This is a genomic window from Micropepsis pineolensis, assembly GCF_055392125.1.
In genome coordinates, this window is record NZ_AP042408.1 from 2,991,019 (window position 1) to 3,012,435 (window position 21,417).

Consider the following 21,417-nt stretch of genomic DNA (forward strand, 5'->3'; position numbering starts at 1 on the left):
GTTTGGACAGGGATAGAAAACTACCGACCATTCAGCTGATACACGCGCAAGTGCCGAATACGCATATGATTTGCCGTTGTCCGCAAACCGAAATAGCCATGGGTGTAGGGGTGCGGGTCGGAATAGTCGAACAGGCGCACACCATCGCGATAATACTGGATATTAGCCCCATCCGCGATCAGACGGATATGCTGCCACCGGTTAGGCTGCAACAGCACATCCGGCGATGACAGGTCATTCTGCGGCAACAAAGGACGAGCGCGGTCATCCCCGATGTAGCGACGGAAGCGTGTTGTTGTGTTCCGGTTGCCGCCCTGGCCGACATAATATGTCAGCAGTGTATTATAATCAGCGAATTTTCCGCTGCGCGACGGCTGAAAAAAACTGAAACGGCGTGGGTCTGTCGCCATCCAAAAACAGTTCAGATCACTGACAAAGTCGTTCGGACCACCGGAATGCACCATTAATGCATCATATTCAATCATAACCGATCCGTGCAGCTCCTGACCTAACCACACGGTAACCCCGGCGGCGACATCGATATCCAGCATCCCATCCTGGGTACGAACCGTACCGGCCCCCTCCTGCTCGACCCGCCACTGCCCCAGCCCGCCATCAAAGTCATCGGCGTAAAGCATCTGATTCTGATCGGTTTTACGGATTCCGGATGGAGATCCAGCGGCGCAAGACAGGCTATGGGGAGCCAGCACGGCAATGGTAAACGCTGCCACAACCAAAGATAGACTTCGGATACCCCATTTACTCATTTTCGACACCCGACCCACGCACGCATCCCCGCTCATTTTAGTCACAATGCATACCAAAGTGTTACAATATGCAACCAATCGTAATATTTCCCCTCTCAAATAATTGACATTGGTATCATATAATGAAAATATTGCGCCATAAAAATACCATTATCGATCATTTCTGACAGTTAAACAGCATTTACAAGCACGAATAAGCGAAAAAAAACGGCTAACTTTGGTAACCAAATGGGGGGAGCGGAGCTCTCAAAGCTTCGTAAGGGGGATGGTTCAAAGGCAAACAATCTGACCGCGGCCACAATGGCAAGCGGTCAGCGCTTTTAAAAGCGCTGCGGGCAAAAGCCCAAAATAACAAAAAATTCAGGCAGAGGAGCGGAGCACCCAATGGTGCCCGCCAGGAAAGGGAAAACAGTGACCAATAGGAAAATTGGCGTGCAGGAAAACAGCCAAGGTCTCACAGCACTTAAGCGTATTCTTGTCGCCACAGCAGCCTTTACGGCGTTAACCGCCGGCATGTCCGATGCGTACGCCCAGTCAACTGACACGATTGAAACCATCGTGATCACCGGCTATCGCGCCTCGCTCGAAAGTGCCTTGGCGACCAAGCGCATGTCGAACTCGATGGTCGATGCGATTAACGCCGAAGACGTTGCCAAATTCCCCGATGCCAATCTGGCGGAATCGCTGCAGCGGCTTCCCGGCGTCTCGGTTGACATGGATAACGGCGAAGGCCGCACCATTTCCATCCGCGGCCTGGGGGCAGACTTCACCCGCGTCACCATCAACGGCATGGAAGCCTTGTCGACAGCAGGTTCGTCCAACGCAGGTACCAACCCGAACCGCAGCCGTCAGTTCGACTTTAATACCTTCGCATCGGAACTGTTCAGCTCGCTGAAGGTGACAAAATCCCCGTCGGCAGAAACCGATGAAGGCTCGCTTGGTGCCACCATCGGCCTGGTGTCGGGCCACCCGTTTGAAATCGGCAACAAAATAGCCCTTTCGGCCAATAATGCCTATTATGAGCAGGGGCATGCGTTCAACCCGCGGGTTGCCGCCGTACTCTCCCACAACTGGCTCGGCGGGCGCCTCGGCACCCTGTTTTCCATGGCCTATAACATCCGCCACCAGAGCATTGACTCCTTCAGTTCCGGCGTCGGGATGAACTATGTCTACTCGGCTGTCGGTACGGCCGCGATGACATTTGCCGGCACCCCGACCCCGGCATCCGGGAAGACGATCATGACCCGTGACGGCTTTGCCGCCCCCACGGGAACATCGTGTAGCGGGACGAGTGGCGTTATTCCGGGCGCAACCATCACCAACAGCGCCTACTGCGCCGCGCTTTCCGGCTCTGATCCGGACGCCTATGCCGCGGTTGAGGGCACCAACTATGGTCACACGATCAATTCAAGTGGTACCTGGGTTGGCTCGGGCCCGATTAACGCACTGCTCTTACCACAACTGCGTAATAACGACCTTTATCAAAATCGTATTGGTCTGACATCGTCGATCCAGTGGCAGGTTGACGACAACACACTTATTACCATTGATGGACTTTTCTCATCCTACCATCAAAACGCCACCAACTATTATCTGACGGATATTGGTTTCAACCGGAACAACACGGTTTCGGGCCTCACCACGGCGACATCGTCGACCAATCTGTCCAGCTATTACGCCACCTGCGCCGACCACACAGAAACGGCAATTCAGGCCGCGAACACCTGCGTCACATCCAGTTCCATGTCGGTGTATGACTACTATAGCAACAGCTCGTCGCCGGGATATGATTCCAGCGATCCCAACGGGCTGAACCATCTGATTGCCACGATTGGTCGCCCAACAACGAAGATTCTCAGCGCAACGGTTACCAATAATGTCGTCAGCGCCATGACGCTCGACAATATGGATTACCGCTCCTTCACCGACCGAAGCATTGCAGATACCCAGTTTGAACAGGGCTCTGCCCACCTTGAGCATGCCTTTACCGACAATCTGAAAATGGACTTCCTGTTTGGTATGGCGGTTTCGCGCAACAAGCAGGTGGGAACCTATGTTTCCTTTGACACCCTGGATCGCGGCACGGCATCGGGTGACGGTACATTCTCTTACGCCACGTCGGGCTCGAAATACACGCTGAAGAGCGTGTCCTTTGGTTTTGATGTCGCCGATGTTAACAACTGGGGATTCATCAAGGGATATTCCGATATCCGCCGCTTCATGTATGAAACCGTCAACAAACACAAAAACATTGCAACGAACTGGTCCTACACCCTGTTTGATGAACTGACGCTGAGAACCGGTTTTGCCGCCAGAAATTACGACTTTGATACCAGCCGGGCGACACGCGTCGTCTCGACCACCTGGAACCCCGCGCTGGACGAAGTCGGCATCTCGGTCGCAGATGTCAGCCGGACAGTTTCGTTTGATGCCAAAAGCGTCGGCCTTGGCGGGGATACCCCGACAAAGTTTGTTGCACCGGATATCGGCAAATTCGAAAAATATCTTGGCCTCGATTGTAATTGCGTCAACGAATATGGCGACTGGCGCATTTCCACCAAGAACTCGGTCGGATCATCGGCCAACGTCACGACCAATTTCGGCGTATCCGAACATGACCGGTCTTACTATCTGCAGGCGGATTTTAACGGCATCGACCTTCTGGGCATTGATATTCGCGGCAATCTTGGCCTGCGTTACGCCACAACCGGCGTGAAATCCACCGGCTATGCCTATACCGGTTACATCACCAGTGCGACCAATGATTATGATGATATGTTGCCGTCCATCAACCTTGTGTTCGGCCTGACCGATGACATGGTGATCCGTGCAGCGGCATCAAAAGTTATGGCACGGCCACTGCTTGGCAACATGGCGCCCTCCATCACCTCCGTGACAATTTCCACGACGGAAGGGGCTTCGGGTAGCATTTCATCGGGTAATCCATATCTTAAACCGTACCGGGCAAACGATCTTGACGTCAGTTACGAATGGTATTTCGGCAAAGGCAGCCTGATTTCGGTTTCCGGCTTCGTCAAATGGATCAAGAACAACCCGCAATCCATGACCGATACCGGCAAGCTGAGTGAATTAATATCACCGGCAATGATCGCCGCGATTGCCTCAAAATACACAACAGATTCGGTTCAGTATCGTAATCTTTACGACGACAGCATCGACTATACATCGACGATGTATCGCAATGCACCGGGCGGCATTCTGGAAGGTATCGAAATCAACTATCAGCAGCAGCTAAGCTTCTTGCCGGCCCCCTTTGATGGCTTTGGTGTGACGGCAAACTACACCTATGTGCACTCCAAAATGCATTACTGCTTCCAGGACGTAAACACCACATCAAGTGGTGGTGGGGCCTGCGGTACCACCCTGTCTGATCATATCGGACCGTGGCTGGGCTCTTCACCAACCTCCATCAACACGACGGTGTATTATGATGCCAAAACCTGGTCTGCCCGTGTCTCCGGGGCCTTCCGCAGCAGTTATGTCAGTGGATACCCATTACGTAGTGGTGCGGTAGTTATCGGTATGGGGACATCGCCAGCGGTGACTGAGTTCAGTTATGGCGAGGCATCCTTCCGCGTGGATTCATCGCTCAGCTACAGGATCAGCGATATGATCAGTGCACGCATAGATGCCAGCAACCTGACCAATGAACAGTCGAGAAGTTATGTCACCTATGGTGACCAGAAACTTGATGGTGGCGTGGCAAATAGCGGACGCACAGTCACCGTGGGCTTCTCGTTGAAATATTAAGCCATTTCTCCTCGTATAGGTTAAACTTCAGCGCCGGGCGGTCTTCTGCCCGGCGTTTTTATGAGAACAATAACCGCGCATAATCCAGGAAGAGGAAACGCGATGTCTGATACCAAGGATCTGGAAACTGTTGCTTTTCGTATGGTGCTCCATCCCGGTCTCCGGGACGAATACAAGCGCCGCCATGATGAGATCTGGCCCGAGCTGAAAAGCGCACTGCTGGAAGCAGGCGTGATCGATTACCGCATATTTCTTGACGAGGATTCGAACCATCTGTTTGCGGTGATGACCCGCCACAGGACAAATACGCTCGCAGATTTACGGGACTCTCCGGTGAACCGGCGCTGGTGGGCAATGATGGCGGATATCATGCAGACCGAACCGGATCAGGCGCCCTGTGAATGGCCCCTGACACCGGTTTTCCATCTGTCTGCAAAATAGGGTCAGAACCTATAAATTACAGGAGTTCGTGACCCTAGTGGCGTGATGCAAAGATCCGCGGCTGTATTTTAAGCCGCGGCGTCGGTCTGCTGTATCAGCTGGTACCAGCGCGCGGCATATTGCGAAAGGCTGAAGGATAAGGGTTCAACCCTGGTCAAGGCCGCTTCCGGTGGCAGATCAGGGTTGACCAGCCGCATCGCACCATAAGACACGCTGTTATAGGCCGGCATGAGATAAACCTGCTGCTTGGGGCGTAAAGACGCCAGCGCCCGGCAGAAAATATCGTCTTCGGCAAAGCGCCCCTCGATCACCAGTCGCTCTTTCGAGCCGATCAGATCAAGCGACATATCGGTCATCAGCGCCAGATAGAGGTCAGCCGCAGCCCGGCGGCCGAGCTGATAATTCGGCCGCTCGATCCATGTGCCCTTCCGATCCGGCACGGGCCCGACACCGGGCTGAAAACACGGCAAGGCGAAGGTATTACTCTCGACGATATCGGCCGCCGCGGCATAGAGCGCGCGGGCCGCAGCCCGGGCATTGATCTGATCCTCGGCCGCCCCTTCAAGCATATTTAGTTCGCGCCCGCCCATGAAACGGGCCGACGGCACCGGTGCGCCAAAGGCATCGACATTGACCAGACAATCGCAGGCTTCGGGCAGGTTGCCCATATCAAGCCGCGTTCCGGCGCCAAGCGTGCGCATGGCAATGAACCAGGTACCGGTCGACAGCACAGTATGCTCGCGCGAGCCGATTTCCGCATGCCCGCGCACCGCCAGCAGGGCGGCATTGCTGTCATGCAAGCCACAATAGACGACGCAATCGGCCGGCAGGCCGCAGCGCTCACGCCACTCAGCCGTCACCGTGCCCAGCACATCGCCTGCGCGGCGCAAGGGGGCCATACGGCTGGCCCAGCCACGCGATACCGCCAGCGGGGAATGCATCCCCTCCAGCGGCAGCCAGAGGTCGGAATGGCAGCCCAGGCTTGTCACCTCGGTCGCGGCCACACCGCTTAAGCGATAGGCCCAATATTGCGGCCAGGTCACAATGGTGCCCGCGCGGGCGTGATCCGGCGCAATCTGATCAAGCCAGAACAGCTGCGCCCCCAGATTTAAGCCCGCAGGCAGGCAAGGCGAGCCGGTCAGCTGAAACGGATCACGCAAAGCCAGATAGTCGGCCCGCACATCGGCAGGCAGCTCCGCCTCGTAATCAAGTGGCGCCACGCACAGCGCCCCATCCGCGACAATGCAGGCCGCCGCACCATGAGCCACCGGAATAATCGCTGCAATTTTTTCCTGACGGGAAAAATCACGCAAGGATTCAGCAACCCATGCCTCAATCCCCGCCGCATCAAGACTGGCATAACCATCAGGCGCCGCGACCGATGCATTTGGTCGCGTCTTTCGGTCGAGCATGCGCCGATCGGAGGACCAAAGCGTTATTTTGGCAAGCGTTTTGCCAATATCCAGAACCACAATACACCCAGGCACGCGAGCCTCCCCTTACCTGCTTTTTTTTGAGGGATTTAGGATATTATGATTGAAAATGTCAAGTGATGATCGTAAATATCGGGCAGTTTCGCGCATAATGCATCACATTTTGTCACAGCACACACAATTGCGACGTGAAAGCCAAGATCGCGAATAACGGGAACATATTACGGAAGGTAGCGGTGATTTAATGCCACAAATACGCCCCCCAACGGAGGAATCCTGGTTCATATCGGCAATGGTCAAGGCCACATCAGACATGTGGCTCAAAGGGTGGGACGAGCGCAACGGCGGTAACGTCACCATGCGGCTGCTCGATACCGACGTCGAACCCTATTTGCCAGTTTGGCAAAACCGGCGCATTGAACCAATGACGCAAGCATTACCCGAACTGGCAGGGCAATATTATCTTGCCACCGGATCGGGAAAATATTTTCGCAACATTCAGATCGATCCCAAAGCCAATTTGTGCGTCTTCCGCATTCAGCCGGATGGGGCGTCGTACGAAATTCTCTGGGGGCTTGAAGACGGCGGCATACCAACGTCCGAGCTGCAGGCGCATCTGCAATCGCATCAGGTCCGACAGCGTTGTACCGGCAAGGCGCGCAGCATCATCATGCACTGTCATGCCACCAACCTGATCGCGCTCAGCTATGTGCTGGAGTTTGATACCGCCAATATGACCCGCGCCCTGTGGGAAGGCAGCACCGAATGTCTGGTGGTGTTCCCCGATGGCGTCGGCACGGTGGACTGGATGGTGCCGGGCACCGATACGATTGGTGATGCCACGGCAAAGCTGATGGCCCGTCATTCGATGGTGCTGTGGCAGTTCCATGGTGTGTTCGGCAGCGGCGAAACCCTGGACGAAGCCTTTGGCCTGATCGATACCGCCGAAAAATCGGCGGAGGTTCTGGTCAAGATTATCTCGATGGGGGGCATCCGCCAGTCGATAACGGCCGAGAACTTCGTGGCCCTGGCCAAACGCTTCGGCGTTATCCCTTACGCCCCGGCACTAGCGATTGACCGCTGGCGGATGGCACTGCCCACCCGCACCCCCAATGCACTGGAGCGCGTCGGCTGATCGCCCACGAACATATCTGTAAAATAAAATGAGTAGGGAAGGAAATCATGTCCAACTTGGGTCCGCTGGAAGCTGGCATTATTGCGGCGCATAACGCGAAACACCGCCAGAATGTCGAGGACGATTATCACGCACTTGGCCACCAACTGGCACGGCGTAATATTAATATTGATACGGTCAAGCAACGTGTCGCCAAATTTGCTGTGGCGGTGCCAAGCTGGGCAACGGCGGTTGGCGGCACCCGCTTTGGCCGCTTCCCCATCGCGGGCGAGCCGACCAATGTGCATGAACGGCTGACCGATTGCGCACTGGTGCATCAGCTCAGTCGTGCCACCCCGACCGTGGCGACGCATTTTCCCTGGGATGTCACCAGCGACTATGCCGCGCTTCGTCAGGAAGCCGCCGCGCTTGGCGTTGCCTTTGATGCGGTCAATTCCAACACCTTTCAGGATCAGCCCGGTCAGGCCGAAAGCTATAAATATGGCAGCCTGTCGGCGGTTGATGCCAAAGTGCGCGATCAGGCGATTGAACATAACCTTGATTGCATCCGCATCGGCAAGGAACTGGGTTCCAAGGCTCTGTCGATCTGGGTCGGTGATGGCACCAATTTCCCTGGCCAGCAAAGCTTCCGTGGCTCGCTCGAACGCTATATCGACAGCGCGCAGACGATCTACAAAGCGTTGCCGTCCGACTGGCGCGTGCTGATCGAACATAAGTTCTTTGAGCCGTCCTTCTATTCGACGGTGATCAGCGATTGGGGTGTGAACTTCCTCGTCGCCAAGGAACTGGGCCCGCAGGCGCAGTGCCTGGTCGATCTCGGCCACCATGCCCCCAATGCCAACATCGAGCAGATCGTTGCGATGATGCACAAATTTGGCAAGCTGGGCGGCTTCCATTTCAACGACAGCAAATATGGCGATGATGATCTGGATGCCGGTGCCATCAACCCGCATCAGCTGTTCCTGATCTTCAACGAGCTGATTGAAGCCGAACTGACCGACCCGAAGTCGTTCGATCCCGCCTATATGATCGACGAATCGCACAATCTGACCGACCCGATCGAGAGCCTGCTGGCTGCGACCGAGGCGATTGTCGGTGGCTTTGCCCGCGCCTTGCTGGTCGATCGCGATGCCTTGCAGGCCGCACGCCAGAGCAATGACGTCATGCTGGCCTTCCAGACCTTGCGTCAGGCCTACAATGTCGATGTCACGCCGCTGCTGGCCAAGGCCCGACTGGACAATGACGGTGCGGCCAATCCCATTGCCGCCTTCCGCGACAGTGGCTGGCGCGCTGCCATGGCCAAAGAACGCCGCCCCTCGACCGTCAGTGGTGGTATCATCTGATGGCACGCGCGTGGTCGCCACATTGGCACCACGCGCGGCAAGCCACCAATACGCATGGGAGTGAGAGTATGACCTTTCGTCTGTGTTTTCCCAAAATCAATATCAGCGGCGCTGGCGCCCTGGCCGAAGTGCCGGACGAACTTGTCAGCCGCGACCTGCACAAGCCGCTGATCGTCACCGATGGTGTGCTGGCCCGCATTGGCGTGGTGCAGCCGCTGATCGAGGGCTTAAAAGCTAAGGGGATTACCCCCACCGTCTATGACGGCGTGGTACCTAACCCCACCGTGGCCGAAGTCAGCGCCGCCTATCAGGCTTTTACCGATAACGACTGCGACTGCATCATCGGCGTTGGTGGCGGCAGCCCGATTGATACCGCCAAGGCCGTGCGCATTCTGTCGGCCAACCCGGCACCGATCACCCTGTATAACGGCGTCGGCCATGTCAAAAAGACCGGGGCCTTCCTGATCGCCGTCAACACCACGGCGGGGACGGCAGCCGAAGTGACCTCGAACGCCGTCATCATTGATCCGGTAGCAGGCATTAAGATGGTCATCATCGATGCCAATATCATTCCCGATATTTCGCTCAATGATCCCGAGCTGATGCTGGGCATTCCGGCCTCGACCACGGCGGCCACCGGCATGGATGCACTGACCCATGCCATCGAAGCCTATGTCGCCAAGGCGCATCATGTGCTGACCGATCATTCGGCGCTCGAAGCCATTCGTATCATCTCGGCCTGGCTGCCGCGTGCGGTGGCCAATGGCCGCGATCTTGAAGCCCGCGAAATGATGGCCTATGGCGAATTCCTCGCCGGACTGGCCTTTAACAGCGCCGGGCTTGGCTATGTCCACGCCATGGCGCATCAGCCGGGGGCTTTGCGCAACCTGCCCCACGGCGTCTGTAATGCGATCCTGCTGCCGATTGTCAGCGCCTTCAATCGCCCGCATGCGGTCAGCCGCTTTGCCCGCATTGCCGAAGCCATGGGCGTAGACACTGCCAATCTGAATGAAGAAGCCGCGTCACTGGCTGCCATCGACGCCATTCGCGCCTTGTCCAAAGAGGTTGGCATCCCGCGCGGCTTTGCCGAATTCGGCGTGAGTGAAAGTGAATTACCGCAATGGGTCGAAAAGGCACAAAAGGATCCTTGTGCACCGGGAAACCCTGTCGCACTGAGTGATAGTGACGTTCTCACCCTCTACCGCGAGTCGTTGTAATCCTTGTCAAAAGAACCGGAAGAGACACTTTTTCTTCCGGTTCTTGCGTATTTTTCACAATTACGCCTGTGAGAATCTGCGCATAGTTGTTACAAAGTACCGTATGAATCTGACCATTAGACGGAGCGGAAATGCACGCAACTGAGCGGGACGCCGTCATTTTACGCATTATAAACGAGAACGGTTTTGTATCCTTTCAGGATCTGGCTGCCCAGCTCTCAGCCTCTCCGGCAACGCTCCGCCGGGATCTCGACCGGCTGGAACTCAGTCAGAAACTGGTGCGCGTGCGCGGTGGCGCGCGGGCGGTCGGCACATCCGACAGCGCATCGATGCGCCTGCAGGGCATTCCCTTCCACGAAAACGTCAACCGCAATGGCGCGGAAAAAGAAGCCATCGGCAAGGCGGCGGCAGATTTATGCCGCCCCGGCGAAGCCGTTATCATTGATGGCGGCAGCACCACGCTGAAGATGTGCCCGCATCTGGAACCCTATGGTTTGCAGGTGCTGACCAACTCGCTGCACATTGTCGGCGCACTGCTGCAACAGAAAAACACCCGGGTCTCGATTCCCGGCGGTGTGGTCTTCCGTGAACAGAATATCGTGCTCGACCCGTTTGAAGATGTGGTAACCCGCGGCTTTCACGCCTCGCGCATCTTTATCAGCGCGGCGGCGGCGAACCGCTTCGGCCTGATGCAGACGGACATCATTCTGGTGCAGGCTGAACGCAAACTGTTGCAACAGGCCGATGAAATCGTCGCCCTGATCGACAGCAGCAAATTCAAGGTTTCCGCCGCGCATCTGTTATGCGAGCTGCCCAAGGTGCACACCCTGATCACCGACACCGGCATTGATGCCGAATCCGCCAAGATGATCGAGGATAACGGCATCAACCTGATCCGGGTCGAGCCGTAATTTGCTGTAACGCCAGCGTTTAAACGACCTGATAGAAATCCATCCGCACCATGTCGGGATCACGCGCGCCGGTGGCGATAAACAGGCTGCGCAACATCCAGGCATGATCGGCGGACTGGGTTTCAAAACTTGGTGCGGTACGAAAATAGATCAGGGCCGGATCAACCGGCTCGCCACGGGTGATCTTCGCCATGACCTCGGGCGCACCACAGCGCACACCGACATTGGTGATATAGAGCATCTCGCCATTATCCAGCCGGGCGACATAGCGCGCATCCAGCACCGAATAACCATCCTCGCGGATCACCTGATAATCCGCACCGGCATTTAAGATCTCGCCATTCAGCTTTGGCCCGGTAATGGTGCCGCCCAGAATGGGCACCACACGGCGCAGGCCCGCTGGCGTCTGCCCCACGGTGATGGGTTGGCCCACATTAACGTCGACATGAGCGATGAACTGAAGGGTGGGGACGATCATGGCAAGGAATCTCCTGCATTGCCTGACGGGCGCACCCCCGTACAGATTATTGAACGACGATTAGGATGGCCCCGGCCGAGATCAGAACAATTCCCAGCCAGGACTGGCCGGAAAGACGTTCCCCCAAAAAGAACACGCTAAAAATAGCCACCAGAACGACACTAAGCTTATCAATCGGGGCAACGCGTGATGCCTCGCCCAGTTTCAAAGCCCGAAAATAGCATAGCCAGGATGCCCCGGTGGCAAGGCCCGACAGAACAAGAAACAATCCGCCACGACCAGAAATCGCTGACAGGGGCAGCCATTCCCCCGATGCGGCGAGAATAAGCCCTGTCAGCGCCAGAATAACCAACGTCCGGATGAAGGTGGCATAATCGGGGGGCAGATCACTAACCCCAAGCTTTGCCAGAATTGCTGTTAGCGCCGCGAAAACAGCCGACAGCAGAGCCCAGCCTTGCCACGACGAAAATAGCGATTTCACCACCACAGCGTCTCCACGCATCGTGCTACAGTGTTGCCATCAGGCTGCTCCAGCCGGTCCAGAAAATCTGAATACCAATGCACAGCAGTAAAAAGGCCGACATGCGCACCACCACATTGGTGCCGCTGGGGCCAAGACGGCGGACCATACCTTCGGCATAGCGGTAGCAAAGGTAGATCGTCAGCGCCACGGCCATAATCCCGGCCACCGCCGCCGGGCCGATCACAAACAGCTCTGACAGATGGAACGTACCGGGGCGCTGGCTGCCCAGCGCAATCGCCGCCGACATCGAGCCCGGCCCGACCGTCAGCGGCATGGTATAGGGATAAAAGGCGTCCAGCTCGTCCGATGCGGGCTTTGACGAGGAGGCATCCGCCCCCTCGCTCGAACCGGAATTGAGCAGCTGCCAGCCCAGCGCCGCCACCACCAGACCGCCGCCCAGACGGACCACCGGCAGGCTGATGCCGAAGAATTCCAGCACATAGGAGCCGACCAGCATCGAGCCCAGCAGCATGAAGAAGCAGTTGATCGCCACCCGGCGGGCCAGAATATTGCGTTGCGCAACGCTGCGCGACCGGGTCAGGCTTAAGAACAGCGGGGCATTACCCACCGGGCTGATAAGCGGAAAGAGTGTGGCATAGGTCAGCAAAAAGAAGTTGGCAAAGCCGTGCATTACACTATCGGGTTGGAAGCTGCGGCCAGAACCTTAGCAGAAAATTGCCACGCGTAAGATGGCGATGACGTGAAAAGCTATGCGGCAGCTTTCAGGCTGCTAAGCGGAAAATGCAGGTATGGCACATCAGACACCGGCTTTTCCTGCCGGGATGGCTGGAACAGCTTATTTTGCAGTGTCCTGCGCCAGCCAGTTTTGCACCGCAGCCGCCAGAGCCGCATCATACCGCGGATGGGCGGGATCGAGATAATCGATCCCGTGCGGGAAAAAGAAGCCGTCGCTGACGCCGCGGCCCATCAGCCAGCGCCGCAGCGAAGCGACCTGAACTTTGGATTCGAAAAGATCGACGCTGTCATCGGCAACCCCGATATAGTCGCCATTTTGGTCATATTGCAGCTGGCGTACCCAGCTGCCGTCGATTTCGTGCTGGCACAAAGCCTGAGAGATAGCCTGACGGGCCGCAACATAGCCGGCGGGACGCGCCTCTGGCGCGATTTCCTCGACATGCATTTCCAGCCCGGCCGGATCGCAGCCCACCATCAACAAGGCAGCCTGAACCACGTTCAATTCACGGCATAAGCGCCAGACCGCCATCGTTTCCATCACGCCACACTCAGTTGTTGAAGCGGAAATGCATGACGTCGCCGTCCTGCACCACATACTCCTTACCCTCAAGGCGGAACTTGCCCGCCTCGCGCGCGCCCGCTTCGCCCTTGCCGGAAACATAGTCGGCATAGGCGATGGTCTCGGCCCGGATGAAGCCCTGCTCGAAATCGGAATGGATCACACCGGCGGCCTTGGGCGCGGTCGAACCACGGGTCACGGTCCAGGCCCGGGTTTCTTTCGGCCCAACGGTGAAATAGGTGATCAGCCCCAAAAGATCATAGCCCGCGCGGATCAGCCGGTTGAGGCCCGGCTCGGCGAGCCCAAGGCTTTCGAGATATTCGGCACGCTCTTCCAGCGGCAGCTGGGCGACTTCTTCTTCAATCCGGGCAGAAATCACCACCACGCCTGCGCCTTCGGCTGCGGCCTTTTTCTGCACCGCAGCGGTGAAGTCATTGCCCTCGGCAGCTGAGGCTTCATCGACATTGCAGGCATAGAGCACAGGCTTGGCGGTCAAAAGGCACAGCTGGCGATAGGGTTCGCGTTCTTCCGGTGACAGTTCGGCCATACGGGCGGGTTTACCCTCGCGCAACAGCGTGACCGCCTTCATCATCAGGGCGAGCTGTTCCTTGGCTTCCTTTTCGCCGGAATGGGCTTTCTTCTCGATCGGCTTGATGCGCTTTTCCAGACTTTCCAGATCGGCCAGCATCAGCTCGGTTTCAACCACATCGGCATCCGAACACGGATCAATGCGGCCTTCGACATGGGTGATATCGCCATCCTCGAACGAGCGCAGCACATGGACGATGGCATCGACCTCGCGGATATTGGCGAGGAACTGGTTGCCCAAGCCTTCGCCCTTGGAGGCGCCACGCACCAGACCAGCGATATCGACAAAGGTGATCCGCGTCGGAATGATCTGCGCCGAGGACGCAATACCCGCCAGCGTATCCAGCCGGTCATCGGGTACCGCCACATCGCCGACATTGGGTTCGATGGTGCAGAAGGGATAATTTGCCGCCTGCGCCGCCGCCGTCTGGGTGAGCGCGTTAAACAGGGTCGATTTGCCGACGTTGGGCAGACCGACAATGCCGCATTTGAAGCCCATCAGGCGAGTTCCTCTGGCAATAGGTTATGGGGGTGATGTTACGGGCAAGGCTTTAAGCGCTTAATAGCACCGCCACCTTGTTCATAAAGGAAATATTGTCGTTTTCGGCCAGATGGGGGGCTGCATCGGCCATCGCCTTCAGCAGCGGGCCCAGCCATTCAGCCTCGTCGGCCTTGGAGAAGTTGGACAGCACATGGCCGACCACCTTCTCTTTACCCGCCGGATGGCCCACACCGATACGCACGCGGCGGTAATCCGGCCCCAGCGTGGCCGTGATCGAGCGCAGACCGTTATGGCCAGCATCGCCGCCGCCGGTTTTGGCTTTCAGCTTACCGGCCGCCAGATCCATCTCGTCATGGAACACCACGACAGCCGACAAGGGCAGCTTCAGAAAGCGTGCCGCCGCGCCGACACTGTCGCCACTGGCATTCATGTAAGTCTGGGGTTTGAGAAGATAGGTCTTGCGCCTGGCGATCTTACCTTCGGCGATCAGTCCCTGGAATTTGGCACGCCAGGGACCGAAGCCGTAGGTCTCGTGTATGCAATCGACCGCCAGAAATCCGGCGTTATGGCGATTGCGCGCATAGTCCGGGCCAGGATTCCCCAGCCCGGCAATAAGCAGCGGTGTATCAGACATTTATCCCGCTTTCGGCACCCGATGGCGCCGATTACTTCTTGGCAGCAGCAGCGGCCGGAGCAGCGGCAGCCGGAGCTGCAGCGTCGGTCGTGGTGGCGGCGGCTTCAGCCGTGCCAGACGGAGCAACGATCGAGGCGATGGCCTGATCCTTGGTCTTGTCGGCCGGGCGAACGCCTTCCGGCAGAGCCAGCTTGTCCAGATGGACCGAGCTGTTGATGTCGAGGCCAGCCAGGCTGACTTCGAGCGCAACCGGGATATTGTCGGCCGGGCAGATCAGATCGACCTTATGACGGACGATGTTGAGCACGCCACCGCGCTTGAGGCCCGGCGAAGCTTCCTGGCCCTTGAAGACGATTGGAATGGCCAGACGGACCGAAGAGCCCGCGGGCATCCGCATAAAGTCGACATGGACCGGACGGTCGGTCACCGGATCGCGCTGCAAAGCGCGCGGCAGAACGCGGGTGACTTTACCGGCTTCAGTCAGATTGAACAGCGTGGTCAGAAAGCCACCCTTGCTCAGAACCCGGGTCAGCTCGGCCGCATCGACCGAAATCGGCTCAGGATCAGCGCCGCCGCCATAGATGATGGCCGGAAGGCGACCCTTGATACGGGTCTGATAGGACGGACCCTTACCGGTTCCCTTGCGGGATTCGATAGAGATTTCTTTGATCTGAGCCATGCGATAAAATCCTTAAAAACGTGACGGCGTATCAATAGCCGGCCAGCCCTCGGGACCATCCCGAAAAGCCTGCGAAGGGTGGGCTTGTAGCCGAAGGCGGCTTTAGGTGCAAGCGGGCTTTGAATCGCCCGGCACAACCACCACACGCATAAAGGGATCTGTCAGGGCTCGGTTTCCTGCGGGGCGCTGCGATCCTTTAAAACGTCCTCAACATAGGCCATTTTGACCAGCAACCACAGCACCACGGCCAGCGGGGTGGCCAGAACCGCCCCCCAGATGCCGAACAGCGGACTGAACACCAGAATGGCCAAAAGGTTAACCACAGGCGGGATCGCCACCGCCCAGCGCTGCAGCAATGGCTGACTTAAATTCCCCTCGATCGACAAGGCAACCAGATAGACCAGCCCGGTCAGCAGGGCCTGATGGGGGCTGATGCTTAATGCCAGCATCATGCCGGGCAGCACGGCAATCGCCGGACCGATATAGGGTATGAACACCGATGCTCCGGACAATACCGCCAGCGCAAAGGCATAGGGGGTGCCCACCGCCCACAGACCGAAAAACACCATCACGCCCAGAAACAGCATGTCAAAGCTCATGCCGATGAGCCATTTACGCAAGGCCTCGCCCATCGCCAGCATGATCTCGCGCGCCCGGGCGCGGCGCGAAACCGGCAACAGCCGCAAGACGCCCTCGACATAGGTTGGCGCATCGGCGGCAAAATAAATTCCGACCGCCAGCACCAGCAGGCACTCGCCCAGCGCGCCCAGGATTCCGCCTGCCAGCGGCAAAACCTCAAACACCCGCTGCAACCCGGCGGAAGGGTTGGGCAGCGCCGCCAGTAAAGTTCGGCCAAAAGGAATCCCTTTGAGCCAATCCTGCACACCAGCCCAGGCTTCCGGAATCCGGTGGAAAAGGGCGGTAAACTGTTGCGAGGCCAGCGTGCCGAACAAATCGATCAGCCCGATCATCGCGGCACAAAAAACAAGAGTGGCGATCAGCAAAGCCAGGGGCGCCGGCAGGCGGAAAAACCGCTGCAACGGGGCCGACAGATTGCGCAAGGCAACCGACAGTACGACACCGCCAAAGGTCAGGATCAGCACCAGCGAGACCTGCCACAGCGCCAGAAGCAGCACGATCACCAGGGCGACAATCAACACCTTCCGCACGAACGAGGGTTCCTGCGCTGCGTCACCGCGTGGTCGTTCCGGCAATGCCCCACTGGACATGTCGTGCCCTCAACGTGCCCGACCACTATACAAGGAAAACGGCGCCGGACCAGTGGGCCCAGACGCCGTTTTCACCAATACCCTAAAGCAGAGGAAACTAACTGAAGAGGCAGGAGACGCTTTCTTCATTGTTGATGCGACGGATGGCTTCGCCCAACAGCGGGGCAATCGAAATCCGGCGGATGCTCGGCGAGCGCTGCACTTCTTCGGTCACGCCGATCGAATCCGTGACCACCATCGACTTCAGTGCCGAGGCTTCAATGCGGGCCACCGCACCGCCCGACAGCACGCCGTGCGAGGCATAGGCGCAGACATCCTTGGCCCCGGCATTCATCAAGGCTTCCGCCGCGTTGCAGATGGTGCCAGCGGAATCGACGATATCGTCGACCAGAATGCAGCTACGGCCCTTCACATCGCCAATGATGTTCATCACTTCCGACACACCGGCCCGTTCGCGGCGCTTGTCGACGATGGCCAAGGCCCCGCCCAGCCGCTTGGCCAAGCCCCGGGCACGCACCACGCCGCCAACATCCGGCGACACCACGGTGATGTTATCGCCGCTGCCCAGAGAATCCTGAATGTCTTTGACGATCACCGGCTGGGCATAAAGATTGTCGGTGGGAATATCGAAGAAGCCCTGGATCTGACCGGCATGCAGGTCAACCGTCAGCACACGGCTGGCACCGGCTTCGGTAATCAGGTTGGCCACCAGTTTGGCCGAGATCGGCGTGCGCGGACCAACCTTGCGGTCCTGGCGGGCATAGCCGAAATACGGGATCACCGCCGTGATGCGCCGGGCGCTGGCGCGCCGCAGGGCATCGACGATAATCAGCAGTTCCATCAGATTGTCGTTGGCCGGGAAGCTGGTCGACTGAATGACGAAGATATCTTCGCCACGCACGTTTTCCTGAATCTCGACGAAGATTTCCATATCCGCAAAGCGGCGCACGATAGCCTTGGTCAGGGGCATCTTGAGATGCTGCCCAATTGCCTCGGCGAGAGCCCGGTTGGAATTGCCTGCAATCAGTTTCATGCCAGATGTGCCAGACGTTATGGTTTCGACCATGTCTCTTAGCTTACCCCTGCGGTTGTGACATTTCGGCGACGGGCTTTTAGCAAGCAGGCACCAGCCGAGCAAACGCCATATCGGCGCATCGGCTGAATTAATTCGTTTTTCCTACCCGAGGTTGAACAAAAAACTACGACACCAACATTATGACAGACAATTCACGGCCATAATCGGTCTCGCCCGCCAACGTGGCGCGCCTGAAACTGAAAAATTTGTCCGGATTGGCCAGGGTGCAGGCCCCCAGCGCGTCGATGGCACCAATTCCGGCCTGGGTCAGCCGGTCGGCGACATAAGATTCCAGGTCAAAGAAGAAATATCCCGCCCGCAGCGCAGGCTTGAAAAACGCGCTGGCCGCGGCGGGAAACTCGGCGCGGAAATCGGGACCAACCTCATAACTGGGCTGGCTGATACAGGGGCCGATAGCGGCACGGATATTGGCGCGGCTGGCCCCCAGCGCTTCCATCGCGGCAATGACCGATTCGCAGACCCCGCCGACGGTGCCTTTCCAGCCCGCATGGGCAGCACCGACGATTTTGCGCACCGGATCGGCCAACAGCACCGGGGCGCAATCGGCAGTGTTCAGCCCGATCAGCACGCCAGGCTGATTGGTCACCAGTGCATCCCCCTTGGGGCTGTCTTCGATCGACCAGGGCTCGGTTACCGTCACCGTGACGGCGCTGTGATACTGCTGCAGCGTGACCAGAGGGGCCCCACCAAACAGCGCCGATACACGGGCGCGGTTTTCGCGAATGGCCGCCGGATCATCCTTGGACGCGGGCGCACCGTTGAGCGAGGCATACAGCCCCGTCGACACCCCACCGGTACGGCCGAAGAAGCCGTGGGCAACCCCGGTCCCGGCCAGCTTAGCCGACTGCAAACGCAACACATCGCTACTCATACGCCGTCTTCCATATCAATCTCGGCCTCATCCGTATCCGGCAGCGTGTCGCCCATGGCAGGCGCATCGTCATTGGCAAAGCCCGGCGGTTCTTTCTGCCCCACCGGCGAAATCGCCAGCACCTTGAACAGGCTGCCCATTTCTTTCGGATCAATCAGCCGACGCACCCCGGCGACAATCGATTTGGCCTGATTGGGATTGGCCATGATGAGCTGACGCGCCCGGACCTCTATACCGATTTCGGCCAGGAAATCGCCCTGCTCCATCGGACCGTAGGTGTTAACGCCGCCCGCTTTGAAGGCTGCCGCCAGCGCCGAAAAATCGACATGGGCCGACAGATCGCAAGACCCCGGCGCGGCCAGCACATCGGCATATTTATGGCGCTGCACCGCCTGCAGGGTTTCCCGGAAGGTACATTCGTCGTAACCATAATCGAAAATCAGGCCGACACCGCCATGTTGCGCAATCGCCCGACCAATATCTTCTGCAATCGCGGTGGTGGCGGGGCAGGTTTCGATCACATCACCCACATTGGCTACGGCGGCTTCGGGGGGCAAGATCGTCTCCGGAATAGCCTTGAGGGCCAATGACAGCGTCTCGTCCCGCACCACGACCATCTTCTCGCCCCAGCCTTGTTCGGTCTTGATGTACTGATGGATGGGCAGGCAGTCGAAAAACTCGTTGGCATAGAGAAACAGTGGACGGTCAAGTTCGATCTCGGTAAAGTTTTTGACCCAGCGGACCTTGATCGGCGCATCTTTGAGCACCGCCTTCTGGCGCTCCTGCAGCACCGGGCTGTTTTCCACCAGCACCAGCTCGGCATCGGCAAAGCCCTTGCGCGCCGCCGAATGCACCGTGCGGATGAGATCGCGGCTTAAGGTGCCCTGCCCCGGCCCCAGCTCGACCAGCAGCGGTTTGGCCGGGCGGCCCTGATTATGCCAGCTTTGCACCAGCCACAGCCCGCACATCTCGCCAAAGGTCTGGCTGACTTCCGGCGAGGTGACATAGTCGCCCCCCGCCCCGATCGGATTGCGCGAGGCATAGGCGCCATCCTTAGGGTCGTACAGGCTTGCCGCCATAAATTCGGCAATCGAAATCGGCCCCTGGGCCTTGATAAGATCAACCAAGCGTTGCGCTAAGGCATTCATTGTTTTCCCCGCCTTACCAATGCGTACCATAAGAAGTACGCGCTGATCGCCCACATCAACAGGCTGAGCGCCATGCCCATACTAAACCAGCCCGAGATCATCGATTCCGAATCCCGGAAAAATTCTGAGAAAATCCGCGCCAGACCATAGCCAAACAGGAAGATGGCCGTAATCAGGCCGGGGCGTTCATGCAGACGGAACACCCGGATGCAGATTTGCAGCAGGATAAACAGCAGCAACCCTTCGGTGGTGGCTTCGATCAGCTGACTGGGATAGCGCGGCAGCTCGCCAGCCGGGCAGATGCCGCCATAGGTGTTACGGATGGTGTCATTGCAGAACACCATAGCAATCGGGGAATCCGTCACCTTGCCCCACAGCTCGCCATTGATGAAATTGGCGATGCGACCAAAGAACAGCGCCAGCGGCGTGACCGTGGCGACCAGATCGCCCACCTTATAGAGATTGAGTTTGCGCTTGCGGCAGAACAACACCAGCGCCGTGATGACGCCGATCAAACCGCCATGGAAGGACATGCCGCGCAGCTGGGGCACGCCATCATGCCATTCGGCCACCAGTCGCAAGGGATTTTCGAGATAGCCCCACGGCAGGTTGCCGCAATCGCGCCCGGAATTCAAACCGCAGAAGATAATGCCATAGAACAGGTCAAAACCGAGCCGCCCGCCGATAATGACACCCAACGTGACCCAGACGAACAGATCACCGATATCATCGGCGGTTGCCGGGGCGGCGCCACCGAACGGGCCACCGCGCCACAAGCTGGCCTGACGCAACATCCGAAGGATGATCCACCAGCCCAGTAACAGACCGCAGATATAAGACAGTGCATACCAACGAATGGCGAGTGGGCCCAGCTGGACCAGCACCGGATCGATATTGGGATAAGTGAGAAATGTAGCCAGCATCGGATGAAAGCACGCCCTGTTTGGCGGTGGATGTCAAGGTCATTGGCAAGGCACGATTCGCCCCTCGCCAATTACCATCTGCTGGTTATAGTGGCGGCGAAAGGAATCCGCTATGCCGAAAGATATGCCGTTTCTCGATCAGTTCGCCAGGTTGCTCGACGATGCCGCCGGGGCCGCCGATGGCTTGCGCCAGGACTTTGAGCTGGTCGCCAAATCGCGCCTAGAGAAGATCGCCAGCGAGCTGGATATCGTCACGCGCGACGAATTCGAGGCGGTCAAGGCTCTGGCGGTACGGGCCCGCGGCGATGCCACACTGGCAGAATCGAGAATCGCCAGGCTGGAATTGCGCGTAAAACGACTGCAAAGGACCCTCGCCCGCAAGCCTCGTAAGACTTATCCCAAGGCTCGCCCTGTGCGTAACCGCCCTTAAAGGTAACAGTCGGGGGAAAACTGTGGGTGAGGCCCAGCCTACC

21 protein-coding genes are annotated in these 21,417 nt (G+C 58.0%); 7 read left to right on the forward strand and 14 right to left on the reverse strand.

Translation table 11 applies throughout. The features are described from left to right. Positions 1-20: 20 nt before the first annotated feature. The gene (locus ACZ5RI_RS13345; protein ID WP_464513695.1) at positions 21-767 is read right to left on the reverse strand and encodes a DUF6250 domain-containing protein; all 747 of its coding nucleotides are present in this window, start codon (positions 765-767) and stop codon (positions 21-23) included. A 411-nt stretch (positions 768-1,178) separates the two neighbouring features. Between ACZ5RI_RS13345 and ACZ5RI_RS13350 the strand changes: the two genes are divergently transcribed. Beyond that, on the forward strand, positions 1,179-4,538 hold the full coding sequence (locus ACZ5RI_RS13350) for a TonB-dependent receptor (RefSeq protein ID WP_464513696.1): 3,360 nt from the start codon (positions 1,179-1,181) through the stop codon (positions 4,536-4,538). A gap of 120 nt (positions 4,539-4,658) precedes the next feature. Then, on the forward strand, positions 4,659-4,979 hold the full coding sequence (locus tag ACZ5RI_RS13355) for an L-rhamnose mutarotase (RefSeq protein WP_464515604.1): 321 nt from the start codon (positions 4,659-4,661) through the stop codon (positions 4,977-4,979). 68 nt (positions 4,980-5,047) lie between these two features. On the opposite strand, the gene ACZ5RI_RS13360 is transcribed toward ACZ5RI_RS13355, so the two are convergent. Continuing rightward, entirely contained in the window at positions 5,048-6,466 is a 1,419-nt protein-coding gene (locus ACZ5RI_RS13360) for an FGGY-family carbohydrate kinase (RefSeq protein WP_464513697.1), read from the reverse strand. A 190-nt stretch (positions 6,467-6,656) separates the two neighbouring features. Between ACZ5RI_RS13360 and rhaD the strand changes: the two genes are divergently transcribed. From rhaD to ACZ5RI_RS13380, 4 genes are all read left to right on the forward strand, one after another. Next, on the forward strand, positions 6,657-7,547 hold the full coding sequence (gene rhaD / locus ACZ5RI_RS13365; protein WP_464513698.1) for a rhamnulose-1-phosphate aldolase: 891 nt from the start codon (positions 6,657-6,659) through the stop codon (positions 7,545-7,547). Positions 7,548-7,594: 47 nt separating this feature from the next. Next, the gene (locus ACZ5RI_RS13370; protein ID WP_464513699.1) at positions 7,595-8,890 is read left to right on the forward strand and encodes a sugar isomerase; all 1,296 of its coding nucleotides are present in this window, start codon (positions 7,595-7,597) and stop codon (positions 8,888-8,890) included. A 68-nt stretch (positions 8,891-8,958) separates the two neighbouring features. After that, positions 8,959-10,107, forward strand: a complete 1,149-nt coding sequence (locus ACZ5RI_RS13375; RefSeq protein WP_464513700.1) for an iron-containing alcohol dehydrogenase — start codon at positions 8,959-8,961, stop codon at positions 10,105-10,107. A 131-nt stretch (positions 10,108-10,238) separates the two neighbouring features. Then, on the forward strand, positions 10,239-11,018 hold the full coding sequence (locus tag ACZ5RI_RS13380; protein ID WP_464513701.1) for a DeoR/GlpR family DNA-binding transcription regulator: 780 nt from the start codon (positions 10,239-10,241) through the stop codon (positions 11,016-11,018). A 19-nt stretch (positions 11,019-11,037) separates the two neighbouring features. Here the strand turns inward: ACZ5RI_RS13380 and ACZ5RI_RS13385 are convergent, their stop codons facing one another. The 12 genes from ACZ5RI_RS13385 to lgt all read right to left on the reverse strand — a co-directional run bounded on the left by ACZ5RI_RS13385 (position 11,038) and on the right by lgt (position 20,944). Continuing rightward, positions 11,038-11,496 carry a DUF3237 domain-containing protein gene (locus ACZ5RI_RS13385; protein WP_464513702.1) on the reverse strand — a complete coding sequence of 153 codons (459 nt, stop codon included), beginning with the start codon at positions 11,494-11,496 and terminating at the stop codon, positions 11,038-11,040. Positions 11,497-11,542: 46 nt separating this feature from the next. After that, positions 11,543-11,977, reverse strand: coding sequence for an EamA family transporter (locus ACZ5RI_RS13390; RefSeq protein WP_464515605.1), 435 nt, complete (start codon positions 11,975-11,977; stop codon positions 11,543-11,545). Between the two features lie 25 nt (positions 11,978-12,002). Further along, entirely contained in the window at positions 12,003-12,650 is a 648-nt protein-coding gene (locus ACZ5RI_RS13395) for a MarC family protein (protein ID WP_464513703.1), read from the reverse strand. Between the two features lie 165 nt (positions 12,651-12,815). Beyond that, the gene (locus ACZ5RI_RS13400; RefSeq protein ID WP_464513704.1) at positions 12,816-13,256 is read right to left on the reverse strand and encodes a hypothetical protein; all 441 of its coding nucleotides are present in this window, start codon (positions 13,254-13,256) and stop codon (positions 12,816-12,818) included. Positions 13,257-13,263: 7 nt separating this feature from the next. Continuing rightward, on the reverse strand, positions 13,264-14,361 hold the full coding sequence (gene ychF / locus ACZ5RI_RS13405) for a redox-regulated ATPase YchF (protein ID WP_464513705.1): 1,098 nt from the start codon (positions 14,359-14,361) through the stop codon (positions 13,264-13,266). A gap of 52 nt (positions 14,362-14,413) precedes the next feature. Further along, positions 14,414-14,998, reverse strand: a complete 585-nt coding sequence (pth, locus tag ACZ5RI_RS13410) for an aminoacyl-tRNA hydrolase (RefSeq protein ID WP_464513706.1) — start codon at positions 14,996-14,998, stop codon at positions 14,414-14,416. 31 nt (positions 14,999-15,029) lie between these two features. After that, positions 15,030-15,677, reverse strand: coding sequence for a 50S ribosomal protein L25/general stress protein Ctc (locus ACZ5RI_RS13415; protein ID WP_464513707.1), 648 nt, complete (start codon positions 15,675-15,677; stop codon positions 15,030-15,032). Between the two features lie 161 nt (positions 15,678-15,838). Further along, on the reverse strand, positions 15,839-16,906 hold the full coding sequence (locus ACZ5RI_RS13420) for an AI-2E family transporter (protein WP_464513708.1): 1,068 nt from the start codon (positions 16,904-16,906) through the stop codon (positions 15,839-15,841). Positions 16,907-17,003: 97 nt separating this feature from the next. Further along, the gene (locus ACZ5RI_RS13425; protein WP_464515606.1) at positions 17,004-17,939 is read right to left on the reverse strand and encodes a ribose-phosphate pyrophosphokinase; all 936 of its coding nucleotides are present in this window, start codon (positions 17,937-17,939) and stop codon (positions 17,004-17,006) included. 166 nt (positions 17,940-18,105) lie between these two features. Beyond that, the gene (pgeF, locus tag ACZ5RI_RS13430) at positions 18,106-18,873 is read right to left on the reverse strand and encodes a peptidoglycan editing factor PgeF (RefSeq protein ID WP_464513709.1); all 768 of its coding nucleotides are present in this window, start codon (positions 18,871-18,873) and stop codon (positions 18,106-18,108) included. Continuing rightward, positions 18,870-20,021, reverse strand: a complete 1,152-nt coding sequence (locus ACZ5RI_RS13435) for a class I SAM-dependent methyltransferase (protein WP_464513710.1) — start codon at positions 20,019-20,021, stop codon at positions 18,870-18,872. The genes pgeF and ACZ5RI_RS13435 overlap by 4 nt, the downstream gene beginning before the upstream one ends. Beyond that, complete coding sequence (gene lgt, locus ACZ5RI_RS13440; RefSeq protein ID WP_464513711.1) at positions 20,018-20,944, reverse strand: prolipoprotein diacylglyceryl transferase; 927 nt, start codon at positions 20,942-20,944, stop codon at positions 20,018-20,020. Before lgt ends, ACZ5RI_RS13435 begins: the two co-directional genes overlap by 4 nt. Before the next feature lie 112 nt (positions 20,945-21,056). Here lgt and ACZ5RI_RS13445 point away from each other — a divergent pair, with 112 nt between their 5' ends. Next, positions 21,057-21,374, forward strand: coding sequence for an accessory factor UbiK family protein (locus ACZ5RI_RS13445; RefSeq protein WP_464513712.1), 318 nt, complete (start codon positions 21,057-21,059; stop codon positions 21,372-21,374). The last annotated feature ends 43 nt before the right edge of the window (positions 21,375-21,417 follow it).

Coding starts and splice junctions, on each gene's coding strand:
- ACZ5RI_RS13345 (WP_464513695.1), bottom strand. CDS start 767: ATGAGTAAATGGGGTATCCGAAGTCTATCTTTGGTTGTGGCAGCGTTT.
- rhaD (WP_464513698.1), top strand. CDS start 6,657: ATGCCACAAATACGCCCCCCAACGGAGGAATCCTGGTTCATATCGGCA.
- ACZ5RI_RS13370 (WP_464513699.1), top strand. CDS start 7,595: ATGTCCAACTTGGGTCCGCTGGAAGCTGGCATTATTGCGGCGCATAAC.
- ACZ5RI_RS13375 (WP_464513700.1), top strand. CDS start 8,959: ATGACCTTTCGTCTGTGTTTTCCCAAAATCAATATCAGCGGCGCTGGC.
- ACZ5RI_RS13380 (WP_464513701.1), top strand. CDS start 10,239: ATGCACGCAACTGAGCGGGACGCCGTCATTTTACGCATTATAAACGAG.
- ACZ5RI_RS13385 (WP_464513702.1), bottom strand. CDS start 11,496: ATGATCGTCCCCACCCTTCAGTTCATCGCTCATGTCGACGTTAATGTG.
- ACZ5RI_RS13395 (WP_464513703.1), bottom strand. CDS start 12,650: ATGCACGGCTTTGCCAACTTCTTTTTGCTGACCTATGCCACACTCTTT.
- ychF (WP_464513705.1), bottom strand. CDS start 14,361: ATGGGCTTCAAATGCGGCATTGTCGGTCTGCCCAACGTCGGCAAATCG.
- pth (WP_464513706.1), bottom strand. CDS start 14,998: ATGTCTGATACACCGCTGCTTATTGCCGGGCTGGGGAATCCTGGCCCG.
- ACZ5RI_RS13415 (WP_464513707.1), bottom strand. CDS start 15,677: ATGGCTCAGATCAAAGAAATCTCTATCGAATCCCGCAAGGGAACCGGT.
- ACZ5RI_RS13420 (WP_464513708.1), bottom strand. CDS start 16,906: ATGTCCAGTGGGGCATTGCCGGAACGACCACGCGGTGACGCAGCGCAG.
- ACZ5RI_RS13425 (WP_464515606.1), bottom strand. CDS start 17,939: ATGAAACTGATTGCAGGCAATTCCAACCGGGCTCTCGCCGAGGCAATT.
- pgeF (WP_464513709.1), bottom strand. CDS start 18,873: ATGAGTAGCGATGTGTTGCGTTTGCAGTCGGCTAAGCTGGCCGGGACC.
- ACZ5RI_RS13435 (WP_464513710.1), bottom strand. CDS start 20,021: ATGAATGCCTTAGCGCAACGCTTGGTTGATCTTATCAAGGCCCAGGGG.
- lgt (WP_464513711.1), bottom strand. CDS start 20,944: ATGCTGGCTACATTTCTCACTTATCCCAATATCGATCCGGTGCTGGTC.
- ACZ5RI_RS13445 (WP_464513712.1), top strand. CDS start 21,057: ATGCCGAAAGATATGCCGTTTCTCGATCAGTTCGCCAGGTTGCTCGAC.